Origin of the sequence: Methylophilus methylotrophus DSM 46235 = ATCC 53528, assembly GCF_000378225.1 — a bacterium.
Lineage (GTDB): Bacteria > Pseudomonadota > Gammaproteobacteria > Burkholderiales > Methylophilaceae > Methylophilus > Methylophilus methylotrophus.
In genome coordinates this window covers 56,148-76,206 of the sequence record NZ_KB905143.1, presented here as the reverse complement: position 1 = coordinate 76,206, position 20,059 = coordinate 56,148, and the positions used below count along the sequence as shown (strand labels likewise).

Here is a 20,059-nt window from a genome sequence, read left to right as displayed (position 1 = left end):
AATGAACGCTCTTCCCCGGATTATCCAATCATGGATTACTCGCTCAGCAGTGCTGGCGAAACTTATTTGCCATTCACCATTGAAACACTGAAAACAGAATTGGCAAAATCACTGTTATACCAAAAAAATCCAGAATACTTCTCGCCAGGCGCGTTGCGGTCTGAAAGTCCGAAATATCTTAACTATAAAACCTGATGAAAATCAAAAGTTTAAAAATATACCCTCGGAGAAAATGAGACATTATTTAAGCATTTTGCGTGCACTAATACCTAATTTAAGCCGCCTTTTCCCATCCTGTGCGTAGCGATTAACTTGGCTGAAAAGGGCTGATATCAGCCAATTCTAAGAAATTTATTTTATCCTTTCAGCCGATTTTTAATGGCTATCCAATTTTTATTGTAATAAATCAACAGATTAGCTTTTTGGAATGATTTATGCACTTGAATAGTTATGCTCCTAGTCATGATTCGTTATATTTCATCATCTTAGGGCATTTAGAAAATGAGTCATTCGTCAAATACTTTAGTATCACAACTGTATACTGACCACCATCTCTGGATTCTGTCTTATCTCAAAAAGCGTCTTAAAAATGTCGAGGATGCTTATGATTTAACCAACGATACCTTCTTGAAGTTAATTTTGAAGGGCGACATAAATAAGATTATCGAGCCGCGCGCTTTTTTAACCAATCTTGCTCATGGCTTAATGGTTAATCATTTCAGGCGGAAAGAGATTGAGTCCAAGTATCTGGAATTCTTAAGCCAACATTCTGAGGACTTTCATGATTCTGTGGAAACCCGGACGATTATTTTAGAAACCTTATACCAAATTGATTTAATCCTGGATGGACTGGAACAAAAAGTGAAGAAGGCTTTTCTGCTGTCACAACTGGAAGGCATGGCTCACGGTGCAATTGCGAATGAAATGCAAGTGTCAGTGAGTAGTGTGCGGAAATATATTTCAACAGCATTACTACATCTGATGCAGCATAAAAATTAAACATGCGCTCCCATGAAGACGTCGTTCCGGAAGCGGTGAATTGGTATGTACTGCTTTCATCCGAGCATGTGACTGACGCAGAGCGGCAGGCATGGGATAGGTGGATGCGTGAATCCGATATGCATCGGCAAGCTTGGGAAGATATTAAACGCAAGCTCTCCATCTTTGAGGGGATTCCATCCAATCTTGGCGTTGAGGTACTTAGCCGACCACCAAGTAAAGTGAATCGTCAGCGTAGAGAAGCAATCAAAACGCTGGGATTACTTGCCGCTGTGTTATTGCCAACCGGATATGTGTTCAAAGATGCTTTGTTTGGACCGTTTAATTATGACTATTTTACTGGCGTTGGAGAGCGAAAGAGTATTGCCCTCACGGATGGCACCAACCTTGTCTTGAACACTAAAACAGCGGTCACGATTCATTCTTCTCGTCACACCATGATGGTTCAATTGCATCATGGTGAGGTCTTGGTGTCGACTTCCAAGTCACATCAAAAAACGCAAGTACTGATGATTGAAACCGGTCATGGCCGGATTCTTCCATTGGGTACTGCATTTAATGTTCGGCGATTTGATCAATTTTCGCGTGTATCCCTTTTTGAGGGCGTGCTCAAGCTAGCCCCCCAACAAAGCGGTGAACACGCTTTCGTCCATCCCCAGCAAGAAATTGACATGCATTCCAATCGAGTTGTGTTTAGGCGTCGGTTGAGTGTCTTATCCCCCTCTTGGCAGAGAGGTTATCTGGAATTGGATAATATGCCGCTCAAGTATTTTGCCGAAGAAATGGAAAGATACCGTTACGGAATTATAAAATGCCACAGAGATATTGAGCAGTTAATGATTTCAGGATCATTTTCGGTAGACGATGTAGACGCTTCGTTGCGCAGTCTGGCCCACACATTTCCAGTCAGGATTCAGCGCTACACACGTTTTTTGATAATGATCATGCCTCTGAATCAGTAAATTTTTATAAATGTATTGTCACTTTTGAGTTTTCGATTGGCATAGCTAATGAGAACAATATTTTCAGGAGTGCAATATGTTATTTACCCATTCAAATCTTCTTCCATTAAAACCAGGCAAAAAGCGCAGCTTGCATTTGATGGTTGCCGCTAGCTTGGTGTTGACTCAGTCCTGGCATACGCCACTGATCGCCGCTGAAAACACCGTCGCAGAAACTACAAAAAAGTCTTACAAAATCAGTGCTGGTCCTTTAGGGGCGGCGCTATCTGCGTATGCTGCTCAGGCTGGTGTACTGCTCTCATTTGATCCACAGTTAACTCAAAACAAGCAGACAACTGGACTCAATGGCGCTTACAGTTTGCATCAGGGGTTTGATGTTTTGCTTCAAGGCAGCGGTCTGTCGGTCATACAAATTGAAAGCAACAGTTTTTTACTCAAAAAAACGGTTAGACAGTCGGAAGAAAATATATCTGTTTTGCCCGAAGTCAAGGTGACGGATAAATTCATCATTGATGAGCCTGATCAGCAGTTTTTGCAGAAGGAATCGTCAACAGCATCCAGGATCCCGCTCGACATTAAAGAGTCCCCTGTTTCAGTCACGGTCATACCGAAGAAAATCATGGATCAGCAAGCAGTGAGAGTGCTTGCTGATGTGGCTAAGAATATTGCCTCAATTAATCAGGAAAGTTTTAATGCAGGACGACAAGCTGCACTTCGCTCGCGAGGTTTTCTGCTGGACGACGAAACAGGGTATTTTGTCGATGGGCAGCCGTTGTATGGTTTGCTTGATCAGCCCGTTGAACTGTTAGAACGGGTGGAGTTCTTGCGGGGACCTGCCTCCATACAATATGGCCGTGCCCAGCCGGGAGGGGTCGCTAATTTAATTCGTAAAAGACCCACGCAGGAGAGGTTTACTTCTTTCAAGGTGACTAAAGGCAATTATGACTACGATCATATGCAGTTGGATGCAGGAGGCCGCATCCCGGATTATGAGCATATTGGCTACAGGATTAACGTAGCGAGGGAGCGCAGTGACAGCTTTAGGGACAATGTGTATTTAGACCGGGATGTGCTTGGCTTGGTGTTGGATGCGCAAGTGACTGATGACCTCAAAGTCACCTTGCTTGCCGACTATGTCAATCGCGACACGCCTTGGGATAACGGTCAGTTTTTTTATCGGGGGGCTGTCAACGATGTGCCAAGAAGCCGTTACTTTGAACTGCCGTGGGGCAGTCAATCTTCCGTCAATACCACATTGGGGTATGAGGTGGACTGGAAGTTGAACGATCAATGGAAGCTCAAACATCAATATACCTATCAGGATTATTTTATTGACCGGCATCAATCTAACAAATCTGCGCCCAATGTTGTGACGGGTAATTTTAGCGTGACCGAGCAACGCTCGACCCAGGATGTGGATGCCCGCTCTTATATCTTTGATTTGATCGGGGACAATACACTGTGGGGCATGCGGCACAGAACGGTGTTCGGCTATCAGCGGGTAGATCTGGAACGCACTATCCACTCGCAAAGTGGGACTGGCAATGTCTATGCATCCAATATTTTTAACCCTGCCACTTTTGTACGCAGACCTCTTCCAATGGTTGCCTTACCCACCCAAGAAAATAACAATTTATTTCAGGGGGTATATGCTGAGGATTTTATAGGGCTGACCTCCAAGCTTAACTTGATGATAGGCGGGCGTTATGACCGCTTCAGCCAGGGCTCGAAATTCCCTGCAACAGGGGCCGCAAGTGACACTGTTAGAAACAGCGATTTTACGCCTCGTGCCGGCCTCATATACACGCCTTTCGAGCCAGTCACTTTATATGCCAGCTACAGCCGTGCTTTCAATCCAAATGGGCGTGTGGGCCCAACCTTTGCGAATGCCGGACAGGTGCTTGATCCGCAAACTGGCAAGCAATATGAGGCTGGTATTAAAACGATGTGGCTGGATAACAAACTGGCCATCAATGCCGCCGTGTATGAGTTAACCCGCGGCAATTTAACGTTTACCGATGTCGCTGCCAACACCGTGACGCTGGTAGGCGAGGTACAAAGCAAAGGCTTTGAACTGGAAGCGATTGGCGAAGTGGCGGATGGCTGGAATATCATGGCCTCTTATGCCTATCTTGATTCCGAAATCAAAGAGGGCACCAACAAGGGCAACGCGCTGAACCAGGCACCTTCTAATGCATTCAAGGTGTGGACTTCCTATGATTTCACCAGCGGACCATTCAGTAATTTATCCATCTACGGCGGCGCATTCAGCCAAAGTGAGGTGTTTGGTGACCCGGCCAATACCTTCAAATTAAGTGGTTATACCCGTTACGATATAGGCGCCAGTTACAAACACAATCTGGGTAATAACCATAAAGCAATTTGGCGTTTTAACGCAGAAAATATCACGGATAAAGTCTATTACTTCGGCAATGGTGCGCAATCCATTTTCCCTGGCATGCCAGCCAATGCCAAGGTGAGCTTGGAGGTGCTGTTTTGATGTTTGGTAAAACACTCTTTGTGGTTTTGATGCTGGCCTGGCATCCAGTCTTCGCTGCAGAAGGCCCAGTCCCTGTGATTAATTTTGAGCTGATTGCCGATGCCAGCACGATATTCTCGGGCGAAGGCGGCAAGTTTAAAGAGTTTGCAACCGCGCCCGTGGTTGATGGTGACGCCGTATTCTTTTCTGCCACACGTGACAACGGATTAACCGGTATTTTTAAAAGCAGGCAGGGCAATATCGATATGCTGGTCAGTTCGCTGGATGAGATCCCCGGAGGCGTGGGCAAATTCATTAGTTTTGAAGGCGCACCGATGGGAGTGGGTGATCAACTGGTTTTTCGTGGAGCAGGAACAGATCATCAACAAGGCATTTACCACTATTCAGCAGGCAAGATTAGCAAGATTGTTGACCTCAACACCCTGATGCCCCATAGCGAAATCAGGTTTACCGCTTTCAAGCGCCCGGTCTTCGATGGCAGGACAGTCGTATTTGTCGGCCGGGGCGACGTCAAGGAGAAGAAAGAAACGCACCAATATGAGGGTGCTTATCAATACGATATTCAAACAGGGCAGCTCAGTGTTGTTGCAGACTGGAAGACAAAGATCCCGCATCAGTCGCTCTATTTTGGCGCAATGGATGATGTGACAGTCAGCCACGATCGCGTGTTGTTGACTGCTTCAGACCAGCTTGGGAAAACCGGGATCTACGTCAAACAAAGTGGTGCGCTCCTTCCTCTGGTCGACGCTTCAACCCCTATCCCCGATGCACCTAACGCAACCTTTCAGGGCCTGAATGACGGCACTGTAGACCGCTCTTTTGCGACGCAAAACTATGCGTTCAAAACGACATCCAAAGACAATACCTTAAACGGCATGTATGCATGGATAGACAATAAACTCTACACGTTAGCGGATAACAAGGCAGAAATGGCCGGTGGCTCGGTCAATTTCAGCAGCTTTAGCAAACCCAATATCTTTAAGGATCGGGTATTTTTTATTGGAAAAAATCCCCAGGGACATGCGAGTATCTATGCCTGGAAGAAGGGAAGCCGCTTTCCCATCGTGCATCCTGACATCAAGCTTTCCGGTAAAACCCCAAAAAGCTTTAATCTCAGTCTGGAGTCTGCAACATCCGATGGTTTGGCATTTCAGGTGGCATTTGAGGATGGTTCTACCGCAATTTATAAAGCCCACTTAAGGGACGAAGTTGGCGAGGTGGTACTCTCTGACAGCTTACATGGCAACAGCCAGGGGCAGGTACAAGGCGGTCAGTTTGTTGATGGCGGAGGATGGACACTGCTCAATGACAATGATCGGATCGTCTGGAAAATCCCGCCGATGTCTTCTCATGGATTGCTTGAAGTCGATATCCGTCACTTTGATCCACGAACACAATTGACGGCCAATAAAAATATTTTTCTTGGGTTATGGGGCAACCTTTTTAATAATCACGAGCGGATGAATCTGCCGGAAACAGACAATTGGGAACTCAGGGTAGGCAAAGCGCATGCGCAGTTCAAGATCGAATATCACGCCCGAGGGTTTGGTAAAGCCAAAGAATGGGTGCCCTTTGATGGACCGTTTGACCCGCAACATACTTATCGTTTCCGGATGGAATGGCATGATGGCAAAGTGACGACCTGGATCGACGACAAGGTATTACACTTTGAAGGTTTGCAGTATGAGCCTGTAGATAAATTCAATTATCTGCACATAGGCACCAGTACCCATTTTGGTGGTGCAGGAACGAGAGGACCGATATATTCCAATATTCGGATAGTGTCATTTAATCATTAACTACGAAAAAACCTCAAGCAGAAGGCTTGAGGTTTTTTGAAACTATTATATTGCTCATTAATTAATGCGTAACTTGGGTGCATGGTTTTAACACATTATTTTCAAGCTGAATTTCAATCTTTCTTTGTGAAATACGTAATTTTGATGTGTATGTAATCTTAATAACAATTGTACTAATTAATTAATACGTAATTTACTCGGGGTGATAGTCCTGCAATTCGCATGCCAATCCGATAGCTGGAGATCACCCGACTCAATTCTTAATACAGCGAAGCTTGGAAGTCATTTCCAACCTGGCGTTGACAGCGGAAGATCATCTGGAAACGCTATTTTCTTTCGAATTGGTTTAGAAGCAGGGTATATGTCTCTCACAACCTAGTGAAGTTCATGGTATAGGCAAACCAGTTCTACAAATATGTAGTGAGACATTAATACCGTAACTTTGAAAAGAATACAGAACAGGATTAGCTATCCCATAGCTAGAACTAAAATTGCAGTACCTTCATCCTTGAATTCTGATACACCCACATTACTTAGAAATTGATCATCAATCATTCTGTCCTTGATTTTCGAATAGCCTACTAGTAAGACAGAATATTTTTTTTGATCTTCATGGTCTAAACTTTCATGATTACAACCATACAGAGAGGTATGCCTCTTCGCCTCAGAATATTGAACGACGAAAAAATAGACGTATCGTGATGGTGATGCGCGAGGTTTCTTTAGATAGAGGAGTGGGTGGAAAACGAACCATCGTATCGATTGCAATGGCGGAAAATAGTATTAATGCAGAAACACTAATAAGGCGGTATGTCAGCAATGGGACATCAATCATGTCTGACGAAAGCTCGGCATACACTAGACTTTCACAGTGGTATGACCACGAGTCAGTTGAGCATGCTAAAGAGTTTGTTAGAGAAGACGGGGTTAACGAGAATCAGGCTGAGTCCTATTTTAGCCGCTTAAGAAGGTATGAGTATGGAATTGGTCATCGTATAACTCCAAAATATTTGATGGATCTTGCAAATGAAATTGCTTGGCGGGAAGACACGAGAAAACTCAGTGAAAAAGAGCGTTTTGATGATATTTTTAGGAAAATATTCAAAAATGGCCTTTCCCGATGGTGGCGAGGATACCATCAAGGACATCATAGGCATACTGAGATATTGATGGCTTAGCATAGATAGCTACTACCACTCGAAATCATGAGGATGGGCTAGATCTAATGAGCTCATCCTCTACCATTAATAGAAGATTTATTGAATGCTTTCGGGGAGTAAATCCTGGCCAGTTAAGCTAAACAGCAAAGTGGTTTGGTGATTGTCGGAAATATAACTTTTACCCAAAGCATTGTTTGTTGCGATGTCGTTGTCGAGCTTGGCGTACGTGTGGACATCTAAAAATGAAAAAACCAGCTTTCGCTGGCCTTCCCCCCCAAGGTCAGAGTGGTCACGCCACAATATACTATGGGTCAGTTGTTATAAAACATGTTATTCGCTTTGCATCATTTGGTCAATCATTGATTTTATTTAAGTTTCAGCAAGTAATATGCTTAATACAACATTCTTAAGTTATTGCGCCATAACTAATAGTGCTTAGGTTCCGGGTGTATGGTCATAAACTAATATTTCGACTCAGAATAATGCCATAGTGACCGTTATTTATCTTGCCCGTTAATAGCCGCCATCACCTCTTTGATTTTATCAGTCATCATCGTGAGACTTGCTTCGTAGCGAATTCCATTATCTACATAAGCGTTTCGCTCTACGTCCATATCAACGGTATTGCCATCTACGGATCCTTGTCTCAATGATCGGAATAATACGTCACCTGATCCGGGGTAACCATTGCCAGCATTACCATTTATATGAGCATTATTGGTTTGCTGCATTTCACTTGCAGGTTGTGTTACAAGACCAACTCCAACACTTTGTTGAAGTGCTGACTGCATTGCAGATTGAAAATCAATGTCACGCGCTTTGTATTGGGGCGTGTCAGCGTTGGCGATATTTGATGCTAGTAATTCTTGGCGCTGGTTGCGTACGCGCAGTGCTGCTTGGTGAAAGTTAAGTTCAGCATCTAATTTCTTAAGTATCAATTTAGACCTCCTAAAATAAAAGCTGTTTATTTGTATTAGGTTCTTAATTGTCGATTGAAGTAAATCAATCTCAAACCATTAAATACCACTAGCAAACTGGCACCCATATCAGCAAAGACAGCCATCCACATAGATGCATTGTCAAATAAGGCAAGATATAAAAATACAAACTTGATGCCCAAGGCTAGAGCAATGTTCTGCCAAAGAATGGCATGCGTTTGTTTTGATAGGCGAATTGTTTCAGGCAACCTACGTAGATCATCATTCATTACCAAAACATCTGCTGCTTCCATCGCAGTGTGTGTCCCAGCTGCTCCCATCGCAAAACCAATATCAGCTCGTGCTAGTGATGGCGCATCATTGATTCCATCGCCGGTCATGGCAGTCACACCGAATTGTTTCTGAAGAGATTCAATTTCCTTTAATTTATCTTCTGGTAATAGATTACCTTTGACTTCATTGATGCCAGCTTGGATACCTACCGTTTTAGCGGTGGCCAGATTATCCCCTGTTAGCATGACAGGTGTGACTCCAAGTCCTATGAGCTCTGAAACAGCTTCTTTTGAAGAGGACTTGATCGTATCCGCTACCGAGCAAACTGCCAGCACTTTTTCGAAGGTGGCCAGTAAGCTAACAGTGCGACCGGCATTTTCTAGCTTGGCTAATTGCATTTCCAATTCGGAGGAGCAAAGGTTCATCTCCTCAATCCAGCGATGGTTTCCCAAGAAAAAAGTACTGTTTCCAATTTTTGCCTGTACTCCACGTCCAGCAACAGCTTTGAAATTCTTCACATCCTTAGTTTCCCCAGATAAGCCCTCAGCAATTGCTTTTGACACGGGATGATCTGACCTAGATGCCAGACTATAAGCAATACTTCTCAGTTCACCGGGATTAGATTGCACATCAAATACAGCAAAACCAGATAGCTTGGGCTTACCTTCAGTAATCGTTCCTGTCTTGTCTAGCGCAACCGCTTTTATCTTACGGGCCTCTTCAAGATAAACTCCACCTTTGATGAGTATGCCTCTTCTCGCTGCTGCTGCAAGGCCACTTACTACGGTAACAGGCGTCGATATCACCAACGCACACGGGCAAGCAATCACCAGTAATACAAGTGCTTTATAAATAGACTTCATCCAGGTCCACTCTAGTAAGAATGGCATCCAGAGAGCCACGATCAGTGCAAGAACAAAAACCGCTGGTGTATAGATCGCCGCAAAGGAATCTACGAATCTCTGTGTCGGCGCCCGGGAACCTTGGGCCTGCTCAACCGCATTAATGATTCTGGATATTGTGCTGTTCGAAGAAAGGGCAGTGATTCGAATCTCTAATTCAGCCGCTTGGTTGATAGTTCCGGCAAACACTTGATCATTTGGAGACTTATCCACTGGTAGGCTTTCGCCGGTAACAGGAGATTGGTCTATAGCACTCTGCCCGGAGACCACAATGCCATCTAGCGGGATACGTTCACCGGGTCGAATACGCACTTTTGCACCAATTGGAATATCTTTGACCAATTCACGCTTCCAGGCACCATCCGATTGCAACACCTCAGCATCTTCTGGGGTTAATTCCATCAAGCTCTTAATTGCGTTCCGTGCCCTATCTACAGCCTTAGCTTCGATAGCTTCTGCGATTGCATAGAGCGCCATCACCATTGCAGCCTCAGGCCATTGACCAATGAGAAATGCACCGGTGACAGCAATGGTCATTAATGCATTGATGTTTAAACGTCCATCATTAAATGCTTTGAGTCCTTTTATATAAACATCTAACCCTGTCAAAGCGATTGAGAGACCAGCCAAAGCCATTCCAAGAAATCGAATTTCTTGGGTACCTGTAAATGCAAACTCCAGGACTTCGGCTGCTACTGCCAAAACCAAGCCGGCGATTGGTTTACCCCAACTATTCCAAAGTCCTTTTGGAGACGCTGTAATGACTTCAGAGTTTTTCTCGTCAAGGACTAATTCAGGTTCAAAACCTGATTTCTTGATTGCCTCCATAGCTAATGGGATGCTATTCGCATCTGCATCGATGATCAGTTCACGTGCTCCCAAATTAAATCTTAAGCTTTTAATTGCATCAATCTTTGCAAGCGCACGTCTAATCTCAGCCTCCTCAGAAGCACAATCCATGGATGGAATACGAAATCTTGCTTGCTCTAGAGTAGATAAAGATGCTGTCAATGTACCCTCTGAAAGTGCAGTAGTAATGACTGGTTCTTTATCAATGCAATCACTGCATTGTTTAGCTTCGTTTTTATGATTCTTAGATCTATTCACGATATTCTCCTTAATGGAATCATGAAACATTTATGCTGATGATCAGGCTGCTACAAATGCAACCTGATCCGATCACTTAATTAACCAAAACTCCAAATCAATTTGGGCCTTTAGCTTCGCCGAGCTCCCTCCTTGTTTCCATCCAGTCGTACGCAACCGGCAGGAAAACCAAGGTAAGTGCCGTAGCCGTGAGAAGGCCTCCAATAACCACGACAGCAAGTGGTCTAAGGATTTCTGAACCGACACCGGTTGCAAGTAAGAACGGGATCAAACCAAAGATCTCTACCATGGCCGTCATCATCACAGGCCTTAATCTGAGTGTGGTACCTTCCAGTACAGCCTCATCTACGGACTTGCCTTCTTCGCGTAAGCCATTGATAAACTCCACCAAGACAATACCGTTCAGCATGGCCACCCCGAACACTGCGATAAAGCCAATCGCCGCAGGCACCGAGAGGTACTGGCCGGCAATTGCCAGAGAGAAAATGCCGCCGATTGCTGCGAAAGGCACATTGGCAATAATCAGTCCGGCATAACGTAGTGAATGGAAGGCTGTGTAGAGAAGAACGAATATCAGACCAATGGTAAGCGGTACGATGATTGCCAGCTTAGTCATGGCTCGTTGCTGGTTCTCAAATGCGCCACCCCATTGAATCCAATATCCACTTGGAAGTTTTACTTGCTGCTCAATCGCGGCTTGAGCCTCTTTAACAAAGCCATCAATGTCTCGACCTTGCACGTCCATTTGAATCACTGCATAACGTTGCAATTGCTCACGTCTGACAAATGAATAACCCTCTTCAATATCAACGCTAGCAACTTGAGACAACGGAATCAACGCACCCTGAGATGTTGAAATGGGGATATCGTTAATTGCTCGAATATCACTGCGGTACTCCGGTTGTAACCAAACTTGGATGGCAAATCGCTTCACACCGTCAATCAGCGTAGAGACGGGCTTGCCACCAATACCTGATTGCACAACTTGCAAAACATCATCAGCATTAATGCCATAACGGGCAATCGCTTCACGATCCACATTGATAATGAGTTGCGGTTTTCCTATGTTGGCTTCCAACGCCAGATCTGTAACTCCATTAACTTTGGAGACCACAGCTCTTACCTGATTAGCGATACGATCAATGGTTGCAAGATCTTCACCATAGACTTTTGCAGACAAAGTTGCCCTGACGCCCGAGATCAACTCTTCAACCCGAGACTGGATAGGTTGAGAAGCCGAAATAACAGCCTCAGGGACATCTTTTTCAACTTGCTCCTGGAGCTGCTGCGCGAGGTCGGCATAGGTAATTTCTTTAGGCCATGAATCTGCTGGTTTTAAATGCACTAGTACTTCCATGTAGTTCACGTCAGCGGTTTCACCCTTTTCTGCACGACCAATCATTGCCAGGCTGCTTTGCACTTGGGGCATTTTTTTGAGGCTCTTCGCCACACGATCAGAGACTGAAATGGATTGCTCAAGTGAGGTAGAAGGGATGCCTGTCACCCTAAAGAGGATGTCCTGTTCCTGCAGGTTGGGCATAAACTCTTTGCCCAGGAATGGAAACATCGCTAAGGCGGCAATGAAGGCAATACCCGTAGAGCCTACAACTAGCTTCTTATGTGACAAACACCACTTCAGCAGAGATACATACTTAGGCTTGATTAAACGAATCAGCCATGGGTCTCTCTCTTCCTTTGGCTTCAATGCCAAAGAACACAACACTGGAATGAGTGTCAGCGTCAGGATCATTGAGCCAATCATGGCAAAAGTCATGTTGATGGCCAAGGGCTTAAATAGCTTCCCTTCCAGCCCCGTCAGGGAGAATATAGGCAGGAAAACCACGGTGATGATCAACACACCAAAAGTGATTGGATTGATCACCTCTCGTGAAGCATCGAGTACGATTTTGGATCTATCTACCTTTTGACCAGCGAAGTGAGCCAAACGACGGAAGCAGTTCTCAACAAGAACCAGTGGGCCATCAATGGTCATACCTAGGCCAATAATCAAACCACCCAATGACATCAGATTAGCTGAGATGCCATATTTCTCCATGAAGATAAAAGCGATCAGACGGCCCATTGGGATTGCTACAACGACGACTAAAGCCGAACGCACTTCGCCAAGCAACATGAACAGCACCGCAATGACTAGCAATGCGCCCTCAATCATGGCGCGGTCTGCCATACGTATAGCCTTGTCAATGATCGCGGTTCGATCATAAACAGTTTCCAGTGTCACACCCTTAGGTAAGGTGGCTTTCACCAGCTCCAACTTCTCTTTGGCAGCATCAACCACTTGCTGGGCATTTTCACCAATCCTGGCAAGTACCATACCCATCACAACTTCCTTGCCATCTTGCGTAACAGCACCAAAACGGGGGCCTGCCCCTTCAACTACTTTGGCAATGTTTTCTACATAAACTGGCGTACCCTGATTCTCAGAGACGACGATACGTTGAATATCGCGGCTATTTTTAACCAGGCCTAAGCCGCGAACCAAGAACTGCTCTTGGCCAATATTGACGTATTGCCCACCAACCTGATGGTTATTTGCCACTAACCTGTCGATGACTTCAGAGAAAGTCAGACCATATTTGAATAGCTTTTGAGGGTCGATTTGAACCTGAAATTGTTTCTCGTTGCCTCCCCAGGATGTGATGTCATCGACTCCGGGTACGGTACGCATTACCATGCGCACATTCCAGTCATGCAATGTGCGAAGATCCATAGTGCTTTGCTTATCGGACTTCAAGGTATACCAAAGTACCTGACCTAAACCTGATGTGTTGGGGCCAAGTGTTGGTTCGCCATAACCTGCCGGCATTCTGGAGCGAGCATCAGCTAGCTTTTCACCCACCAAAAAGCGAGCCTGTTGTATGTCAGTAGTATCAGAAAAATAAACACTGACATAAGACAAACCAAACAATGAAACTGACCGAATCTCCTCAATACCTTTCAGGCCAGCCAAAGAACTCTCGACTGGAAAGGTAATTAGCTTTTCAACATCCTCAGAAGCAAGTCCAGGAGACTCCGTATACACGTTTACCTGCACAGGAGTCACGTCTGGGAAGGCATCTAAAGGGACTTCCTGCCATGCTTTGACACCGAAAAAAACCACGACAACAAATGCAAGAATGACAAGAAGCTTGTATTTGAGGGCAGCATCTAATATCCAATTCAACATGCTGCTCTCCTAGTGCTCATCACTGATTTGTGATTTGAGTTGTCGAGCTTTTAGAGCGTATACCCCTGTCTGAACGATACTTTCATCTTCAGTTAATCCAGTTTTAATTTCGACATACTCGTTATATCGGGCACCTAGCTCTACTGCTCTTGACTTAAATCCGCCACCTTCGCTCACGTAGACGTTGGGGATGCCTTGTACCATCACGACAGATGCATTAGGTACAACCAGAACATCCTTCGTACCAGAGTGATTCAGAACGACCTTGGCAAACATGTCGATGCGAAGCTTTTGCTCGGTATTAGGCAGTTCGATACGCGCCTTGACCGTACGGGTGGTTTTATCCACTACGCTAGATAGGTAGCTCACTTTCCCGGTAAATACTTCATCGGGATAGGCGGTGACAGTGACGCTGGCTGTTTTACCGACTTCCAGATATTGCAAATCCCTTTCTGGAACATCGGCATCAATCCACACCGTGGACATGTCCGCGATCGTGAAAATAGTATCTGCTGGATTGGCTAATTCACCAATCACTGCATTTTTCTCTATCACGATGCCGTTGAATGGTGCTTTCAATAGGTAGGTAGAACCACTCTGCTGATCCAGACCGCCATACATTCTTAATCTTTCAGAATCTGCATAGAGCGCTGATTTAGCACGCTCCAATGCAGACTGAGATTCAATGAATTGCTTTTGTGGCACAACCTTGTCTTCATACAGCTTGGATATGCGATCAAAGTTCGCCTGAGCTAGCGCAAGATCGGTCTTAGAGCTTCTAAATTGCGCACGAGCCTCTCCCATCGGAACACTGTCAATCTCAGCTAGGATTTGACCTGTTTTTACATGATCTCCAAGATTGGCGATCACTTTGGACAGCTTCCCTTCAATACGAGGCGTGACATGAGCCAGTTTATTTTGATTGGCCAAAATGTTCGCTGTAAAACTGAGCTGATCCTGTATTGGTTGCTTGGTTACCTTAGCGACGGTGACACCACTTTGCTGTATCTCGGCAGGACTTAATTTAATTAAATCCTCATCAGCTTTTGTCTCCGCTGGGGTACTTGAGGTTTCTGTTTTCGGCTCTTGAGACTGGTTGTTCTCAGAACTGCACCCGCTTAAAAGCATGAGGAAAATGATGACTGAAAATGCCAGTGCAATCACGTATAAATTTCTGAAGAACTTTAGCATTTTAGTTTCCTAGTTTTGATCAGTTGCAGCTATAGGGGATAGCCAGCCAGAGATATATTCCAATTCGATCTGCACGAGGCGCAGTTCTTTTTGAGCATCAATAATGTCGCGCTGCGCATCCACAACCTGCCTTTGCACAATCAACAACTGAGGTAAGCCAATTTCTCCGTTTTCAAAGGCTTTCCTGGAAAGCGTCAGGTTTTCTTCCAACCTCGGATATACCTCGCTATCTAACCGTCTTACACGGTCTTTGATATTTTCACGACGTAACCATGCTGCCTCTATAGTCGCTTTTGCATTGCGAGTACCAGAGGTGCGGTTGATTTCTGATTGAGTAAGCTCAGCGGCCGCACGACCTACACCCGCAGCATTTCGGCGGAAGATAGGCAACGGCAAAGAAACACCGATGGAGGAGATATTGTCGCTACCAGCCAAGCTGGCTTCGGTGGTATTGATCAGACTCACCGTTAAATCTGGATAACGCATGCTTTTTTGCAGCTCCAAACGTGAGCGTGCAGAAGCTTCTTTACTGGTTAGTGCCTGAATGCCTGGGCGGGAATCTAATTTGTTGAAAAGATCTTGCAGTGTATATTGCGTCTGATTTGGAGTTAACTGACCCGTGACCTCGGGAAAGTCATTGGCATTAAGTTGTAGTGTGGCAGCCAGTTGGGTTCTGGCACGCAGCAATTGCTCATTCAAAGAGATCAGCTGATTTCTTGCGCGTTCAGCATCAACGATGGCTAGATTGCCATCAAGCAAACTATCTTCACCGGCACTTACCCGCTTGCGAGACAGTGAGGTATTTTGCTCTATGAGTTTGAGAATGCGCTTCTCAACTTCTATACGCTTTTGTACTGCGAGCACAGTAATAAACTGCTCTTCCAATTGTGCATGCAGGACACGGTATTCTTCAGCAATGTCCTGGCTAATTGCCGTTTTGCTTTCCTCAGCTGCTTGCCTACGGAAGCCTTGCTGTCCGGCAATCTCAAAGGTTTGAGAAACGCCTATGCCATATTCGCCTCGATATGGGTCCGATGCGCCAGTTTGAGCAATACGACGCGTTCTCGCCTCAAGGTTGACTGTTGGGTTGTAATAAAGTGGCCCTGATGCATCCTGGAATTCGCCAGCCGGAATACTTTGGTTAGCGATCAAGCGTTTCAGATCAGGGTTATTCTGGGCAGCAATATTCCAAGCTACATCCAATGTTAATGGTTCAGCTTGTATAGCTGGGGCTATGAAGAAAGCTATTGAAAGTAATAGCCATCTTCTAATAGATGATTCAAACACGGTAAGACCTCTCTCGTTAGATCAATGATCAAGATGCCGAATCGAGTCAGCATCTTAGAAAAATTGACTAAACGAGTGCAGGAGGTCTATAGAGACTTTTCAAGACAGGATTGGTGAACTGATTTTTAGGTTCGATTTGGAAAGTCATCGAATCTAATTGAGGAAGTGTACTAACAACTTCACTGGTCTCAATAGCCGTGATATGCGCAGAAATGTGGCAAGCATGATCACAAAACTGCTCAGGCATCGGGACAGTTTGATTAGTTTGATTATCTGAGACCGAAGTGATTTGTGACTTATTAATCAAATGGACATCTTGCATGACTGCTTGAGACGTTACCGCATCATCAAATAAAACTTCAGGCGAAAAGGCCCACGCCGATGAACTCATCACTGAGATCAGCGCAAGAAATACCATGAATTTTTTGAAAATTTGATACATGCCTTTTTTAAATCTAACAATAACTCATTGATGAGTCAATGATTTCAGTGTAACTAAATGTACGAGAGCCTAAATCCCAAAATAAAACTTTCGAATCTGCTTTTTTATTTCTGTGAACTATCAATAGGATCGATCATTTATAACTGCATTTTTTGCAGATCATTTAACCTCTCACTCTGCAAAAAATGCATGAATATCAGTATTAACTTGGATTAAACATATAAAATTCAATAGGTTATGAATTGGCATCTGAATTGCTTATCAGGAATGATAATCATTAGAAGATGTGACGATGCTTTCAAGTACTTTCAAAACAGGGATTGCAAAATACTTTTCTGTACCGGAAACACAAACCAAGTGGATATTGGCAATTTCGTTATTCATTATGGTGACTGGCAACTTCTCCCTTTGCCAAAACTTGCTGAAAACATATCCAGTAAGTTTCCATAACCTACCTTTCCTGGCCTCTCTGATAATTTTCTTTTTTGCTACGATTGCTATCGTCTTTCAGATTCTTTGTATTGGCAGAACAACAGCAAAGTGGGTATTAGCTATATTGCTGATCGTTGCCTCTATCAATGCGTACTTTATGGATAGCTTTGGTGTGGTCATCGATCACACCATGATGGATAACATAGCGCAAACTGACCTTAAGGAAATGCAAGGATTAATAAGCATTGAGCTTTTAAGCAGATTGGTTCTGTTAGGCTGCATACCAGCCTACTTGGTCATCAAATTCTTTCCCAAAGGGTTGGCCTTCAAACAAGAAATCAAAGGTCGAATCAAAGCGATTTCTGCTCTTGTGTTAACTGCTATCGTAGTCGTTGCACCATTCACTGCAGGTTACGCTTCATTCATTAGAGAGCATAAAATCGTCAGGTTTTACGCGAACCCCACTTACTCCATTTACTCTGCCTACAATTACCTGAATCAAGAGGCCAAGGTTTACGAAGCACGCAATACAGCGCTCAAAACCATTGCTGGAGATGCAGTAAAAACCTCCTCGATAGGCAACAAACGTAAACTGATGATTATGGTGGTTGGCGAAACGGCTCGTTTTGACAGGTTCTCACTCAACGGATATCAGCGAATTACTAATCCCAACCTTGCAAGCGCCAATGTGATTAGTTTTGAGAACGTGTCCTCCTGCGGTACGTCTACAAGCGTTTCTGTGCCGTGTATGTTCTCTTCCCTTGGTAAGAAAAATTACGATAAACAAGCAGCATTAAAGCAGGAGAATGTCATTGATGTACTTGCCAGGAATGGCGTCGATGTATTGTGGAGGGATAATAACTCCGACTCCAAAGGCGTTGCCTTAAGGGTTAAATACCAGAATTTCCAGTCCACAACATTGAATCCAGTCTGCGATCCAGAATGCAGGGACATTGGTATGCTGGACGGCCTTGATAAACACATTAAATCTAAGGGTGATAAAGACATTTTGATCGTGCTGCATCAAATGGGAAACCATGGTCCTGAGTACTTCAGAAGATACCCCGCTGCCTTTGAGAAATTTAGCCCGGTTTGTAAATCCAAAGAGCTAAAAGATTGCACCAAACAGGAAATAGACAATTCTTACGATAATGCAATTCTCTATACAGATTACTTTTTGTCAGAGGTCATCAAGTTTTTAAAACCCTATGAAGAAAATTATGATGTTGGGATGATGTATATCGCAGACCACGGTGAGTCGCTCGGAGAATACGGGATGTATCTGCATGCAGCACCGGTGATGATTGCACCCAAAGAGCAAACTAAAATTCCACTGATAGTTTGGACTGGCAACTCATCTGCCTTTCCAGAAAATCACTTAAGGCAACATAAAAGTGCTGTGCTTAGCCATGATGATGTCTTCTGCTCATTGTTAGTAGCGTATGATTTCCGCTCCAGTATGTGCACGCCGTATGTGGACGCTGCCAGACATCTACATAACTCATTAGACCATGATGCAGTTGCGGCGGATAATAAGGGAGTCTCCAGCTAAATATTGTGTAATCTATGACTCTTAAGTCAAGCAAACTGCAAGCTAGATCTACCACTCAACTCGCAATTGTCTTTTCATTATTCTTGTATATAACCTGCTGAACGTCCTCGGCCGTGAGCCGGAAGGATAAATTACCCACCCCAAGGGGAAGAACAAAGTGGCCGCTTCGACCAACGTATGCGCCTGGAGACACTTACTCATCATTAAGTTTATTCTTTCTTGGACGCCCCCTCGTGCTGAGTGTCGTCCAATTTGCCAACTCCCACCTTCCTTCAAAATTCGACTTTGCTTGATTGGTTATCCTGATAAACCCTTTGGCATGAAGTGCTACTAGTCTTTTGCCAAGAGTAAAGCGTAAATGCTTGCGTTCATCTGCTGTAAGCTTTCGGCGGCAATTAGTAGTGATAAAAGTAAATATCTCAGAAGTAGCTCGACATTCACCACCGGCGAATTTTAAGCAGCTAAATATAAGGCGAGTCATCTCCCCAAATTGGAGTAACCTCGGGGAGGTTTGAGTTTTCAATGGCCCAATTATTTCTGGGTTGATGGGAATGTCGTGCAACAACAAAGTTCCATCAATCGTCTGAAGATCAAATTTCAACTGCTGAAGATAAGCTTTTCTTGCCTGTAAATTGGAAGAGCTAACTGCCTCAGATTCCTTATGGTCAATTAGTAATTGACGATACGCATTTTGATCTTCACGCAGCGCATTTTCTACTCTGGATATTTCGGATAAAGGCCCTGGCATGCTTAACGATGAGGAGATAGAGCTTCTACGAATGAGTCAGAGAGAAATTTCTATTGGTAGCAGCATTGCTTCACAATCACTGATAAATAATGCTGATATTTTGGGGTTTATTGGCATACTCAGCGATAAAACCCAATATAAAGCTACCCTTAAAGAAATCGAAATCGCAATTCAGGATGGGTGGACGAATTACAGGTTTAATGCGAAGAAATAAGGTAAATCATTCACTGCTGGAAATATATTGCCAGTATGGAGGACTGCCGAATTTCTCTACAAAGTAATCGATTACTGTACGTGTATTAAGGGAAGAAAATTTACTTACTGGGTACAATAGGTAAATTGATTGATCAGTTTCCCCTGTATTCACTTCAATGTCATTCATAAGCGTTATGAGTTTTCCAGCTCGTAATGCATCTCCTAACTGCCAATCCGGGAATAATAAAATACCAGCGCCATCTTCTGCTGCACGAATCAATGATTCGGCATTGTCAGACCAGCGTCGTGTCCCTGCTCTCCCCCAGTATGCAAATAGACGGTGTTTATTAAGATCCTCTGGAAATCTAGGAGCGCCAAATTTATT

The 20,059-nt window shown here is 44.3% G+C and carries 16 protein-coding genes; 8 read left to right on the top strand and 8 right to left on the bottom strand.

The window, feature by feature from the left end; genetic code table 11:
* The first annotated feature begins 30 nt into the window (after positions 1-30).
* From F463_RS14975 to F463_RS14225, 6 genes are all read left to right on the top strand, one after another.
* Positions 31-195, top strand: a complete 165-nt coding sequence (locus F463_RS14975; protein ID WP_018986726.1) for a hypothetical protein — start codon at positions 31-33, stop codon at positions 193-195.
* Between the two features lie 306 nt (positions 196-501).
* Positions 502-999, top strand: a complete 498-nt coding sequence (locus tag F463_RS0108890; protein WP_018986725.1) for a sigma-70 family RNA polymerase sigma factor — start codon at positions 502-504, stop codon at positions 997-999.
* 2 nt (positions 1,000-1,001) lie between these two features.
* Positions 1,002-1,961 carry a FecR family protein gene (locus F463_RS0108885; protein ID WP_018986724.1) on the top strand — a complete coding sequence of 320 codons (960 nt, stop codon included), beginning with the start codon at positions 1,002-1,004 and terminating at the stop codon, positions 1,959-1,961.
* A 76-nt stretch (positions 1,962-2,037) separates the two neighbouring features.
* A complete protein-coding gene (locus F463_RS0108880) occupies positions 2,038-4,461 on the top strand; it encodes a TonB-dependent siderophore receptor (RefSeq protein ID WP_018986723.1) in 2,424 nt (807 codons plus the stop codon).
* On the top strand, positions 4,461-6,260 hold the full coding sequence (locus F463_RS0108875; protein ID WP_018986722.1) for a hypothetical protein: 1,800 nt from the start codon (positions 4,461-4,463) through the stop codon (positions 6,258-6,260). Before F463_RS0108880 ends, F463_RS0108875 begins: the two co-directional genes overlap by 1 nt.
* A gap of 596 nt (positions 6,261-6,856) precedes the next feature.
* Complete coding sequence (locus tag F463_RS14225) at positions 6,857-7,438, top strand: transposase (RefSeq protein ID WP_342664284.1); 582 nt, start codon at positions 6,857-6,859, stop codon at positions 7,436-7,438.
* A 479-nt stretch (positions 7,439-7,917) separates the two neighbouring features.
* Here F463_RS14225 and flgB read toward each other — a convergent pair whose 3' ends face one another.
* The 6 genes from flgB to F463_RS0108840 form a co-directional block, all read right to left on the bottom strand.
* On the bottom strand, positions 7,918-8,358 hold the full coding sequence (gene flgB / locus F463_RS0108865; protein ID WP_018986720.1) for a flagellar basal body rod protein FlgB: 441 nt from the start codon (positions 8,356-8,358) through the stop codon (positions 7,918-7,920).
* A gap of 35 nt (positions 8,359-8,393) precedes the next feature.
* Positions 8,394-10,640, bottom strand: a complete 2,247-nt coding sequence (locus F463_RS0108860) for a heavy metal translocating P-type ATPase (RefSeq protein ID WP_245545196.1) — start codon at positions 10,638-10,640, stop codon at positions 8,394-8,396.
* A gap of 97 nt (positions 10,641-10,737) precedes the next feature.
* Positions 10,738-13,827, bottom strand: a complete 3,090-nt coding sequence (locus F463_RS0108855; RefSeq protein ID WP_018986718.1) for an efflux RND transporter permease subunit — start codon at positions 13,825-13,827, stop codon at positions 10,738-10,740.
* A gap of 9 nt (positions 13,828-13,836) precedes the next feature.
* Entirely contained in the window at positions 13,837-15,018 is a 1,182-nt protein-coding gene (locus tag F463_RS0108850) for an efflux RND transporter periplasmic adaptor subunit (protein ID WP_018986717.1), read from the bottom strand.
* Positions 15,019-15,027: 9 nt separating this feature from the next.
* Entirely contained in the window at positions 15,028-16,305 is a 1,278-nt protein-coding gene (locus F463_RS0108845) for a TolC family protein (RefSeq protein WP_245545194.1), read from the bottom strand.
* 67 nt (positions 16,306-16,372) lie between these two features.
* On the bottom strand, positions 16,373-16,747 hold the full coding sequence (locus F463_RS0108840; RefSeq protein ID WP_018986715.1) for a hypothetical protein: 375 nt from the start codon (positions 16,745-16,747) through the stop codon (positions 16,373-16,375).
* A gap of 292 nt (positions 16,748-17,039) precedes the next feature.
* Between F463_RS0108840 and F463_RS0108835 the strand changes: the two genes are divergently transcribed.
* Positions 17,040-18,731, top strand: a complete 1,692-nt coding sequence (locus F463_RS0108835) for a phosphoethanolamine transferase (RefSeq protein WP_018986714.1) — start codon at positions 17,040-17,042, stop codon at positions 18,729-18,731.
* A 193-nt stretch (positions 18,732-18,924) separates the two neighbouring features.
* Here F463_RS0108835 and F463_RS0108830 read toward each other — a convergent pair whose 3' ends face one another.
* Positions 18,925-19,479, bottom strand: coding sequence for a hypothetical protein (locus F463_RS0108830; RefSeq protein WP_018986713.1), 555 nt, complete (start codon positions 19,477-19,479; stop codon positions 18,925-18,927).
* On the opposite strand from F463_RS0108830, the gene F463_RS0108825 reads away from it, so the two are divergent.
* Positions 19,478-19,693 (top strand): hypothetical protein, encoded by a 216-nt coding sequence (locus F463_RS0108825; protein ID WP_018986712.1) that lies wholly within the window; start codon positions 19,478-19,480, stop codon positions 19,691-19,693. The two genes, F463_RS0108830 and F463_RS0108825, sit on opposite strands and share 2 nt — an antisense overlap.
* 6 nt (positions 19,694-19,699) lie before the next feature.
* Here the strand turns inward: F463_RS0108825 and F463_RS14970 are convergent, their stop codons facing one another.
* Positions 19,700-19,954, bottom strand: coding sequence for a type 2 periplasmic-binding domain-containing protein (locus F463_RS14970; RefSeq protein WP_164478877.1), 255 nt, complete (start codon positions 19,952-19,954; stop codon positions 19,700-19,702).
* Between the last annotated feature and the right edge of the window lie 105 nt (positions 19,955-20,059).

What these genes read in the sequence shown, in the direction of transcription:
- F463_RS0108875 (WP_018986722.1), top strand. Translation starts at nt 4,461, where the DNA reads ATGTTTGGTAAAACACTCTTTGTGGTTTTGATGCTGGCCTGGCATCCA.
- F463_RS0108880 (WP_018986723.1), top strand. Translation starts at nt 2,038, where the DNA reads ATGTTATTTACCCATTCAAATCTTCTTCCATTAAAACCAGGCAAAAAG.
- F463_RS0108830 (WP_018986713.1), bottom strand. Translation starts at nt 19,479, where the DNA reads ATGCCAGGGCCTTTATCCGAAATATCCAGAGTAGAAAATGCGCTGCGT.
- F463_RS0108855 (WP_018986718.1), bottom strand. Translation starts at nt 13,827, where the DNA reads ATGTTGAATTGGATATTAGATGCTGCCCTCAAATACAAGCTTCTTGTC.
- F463_RS0108835 (WP_018986714.1), top strand. Translation starts at nt 17,040, where the DNA reads ATGCTTTCAAGTACTTTCAAAACAGGGATTGCAAAATACTTTTCTGTA.
- F463_RS0108840 (WP_018986715.1), bottom strand. Translation starts at nt 16,747, where the DNA reads ATGTATCAAATTTTCAAAAAATTCATGGTATTTCTTGCGCTGATCTCA.
- F463_RS0108885 (WP_018986724.1), top strand. Translation starts at nt 1,002, where the DNA reads ATGCGCTCCCATGAAGACGTCGTTCCGGAAGCGGTGAATTGGTATGTA.
- F463_RS0108850 (WP_018986717.1), bottom strand. Translation starts at nt 15,018, where the DNA reads ATGCTAAAGTTCTTCAGAAATTTATACGTGATTGCACTGGCATTTTCA.
- F463_RS0108825 (WP_018986712.1), top strand. Translation starts at nt 19,478, where the DNA reads ATGCTTAACGATGAGGAGATAGAGCTTCTACGAATGAGTCAGAGAGAA.
- F463_RS0108890 (WP_018986725.1), top strand. Translation starts at nt 502, where the DNA reads ATGAGTCATTCGTCAAATACTTTAGTATCACAACTGTATACTGACCAC.
- F463_RS14975 (WP_018986726.1), top strand. Translation starts at nt 31, where the DNA reads ATGGATTACTCGCTCAGCAGTGCTGGCGAAACTTATTTGCCATTCACC.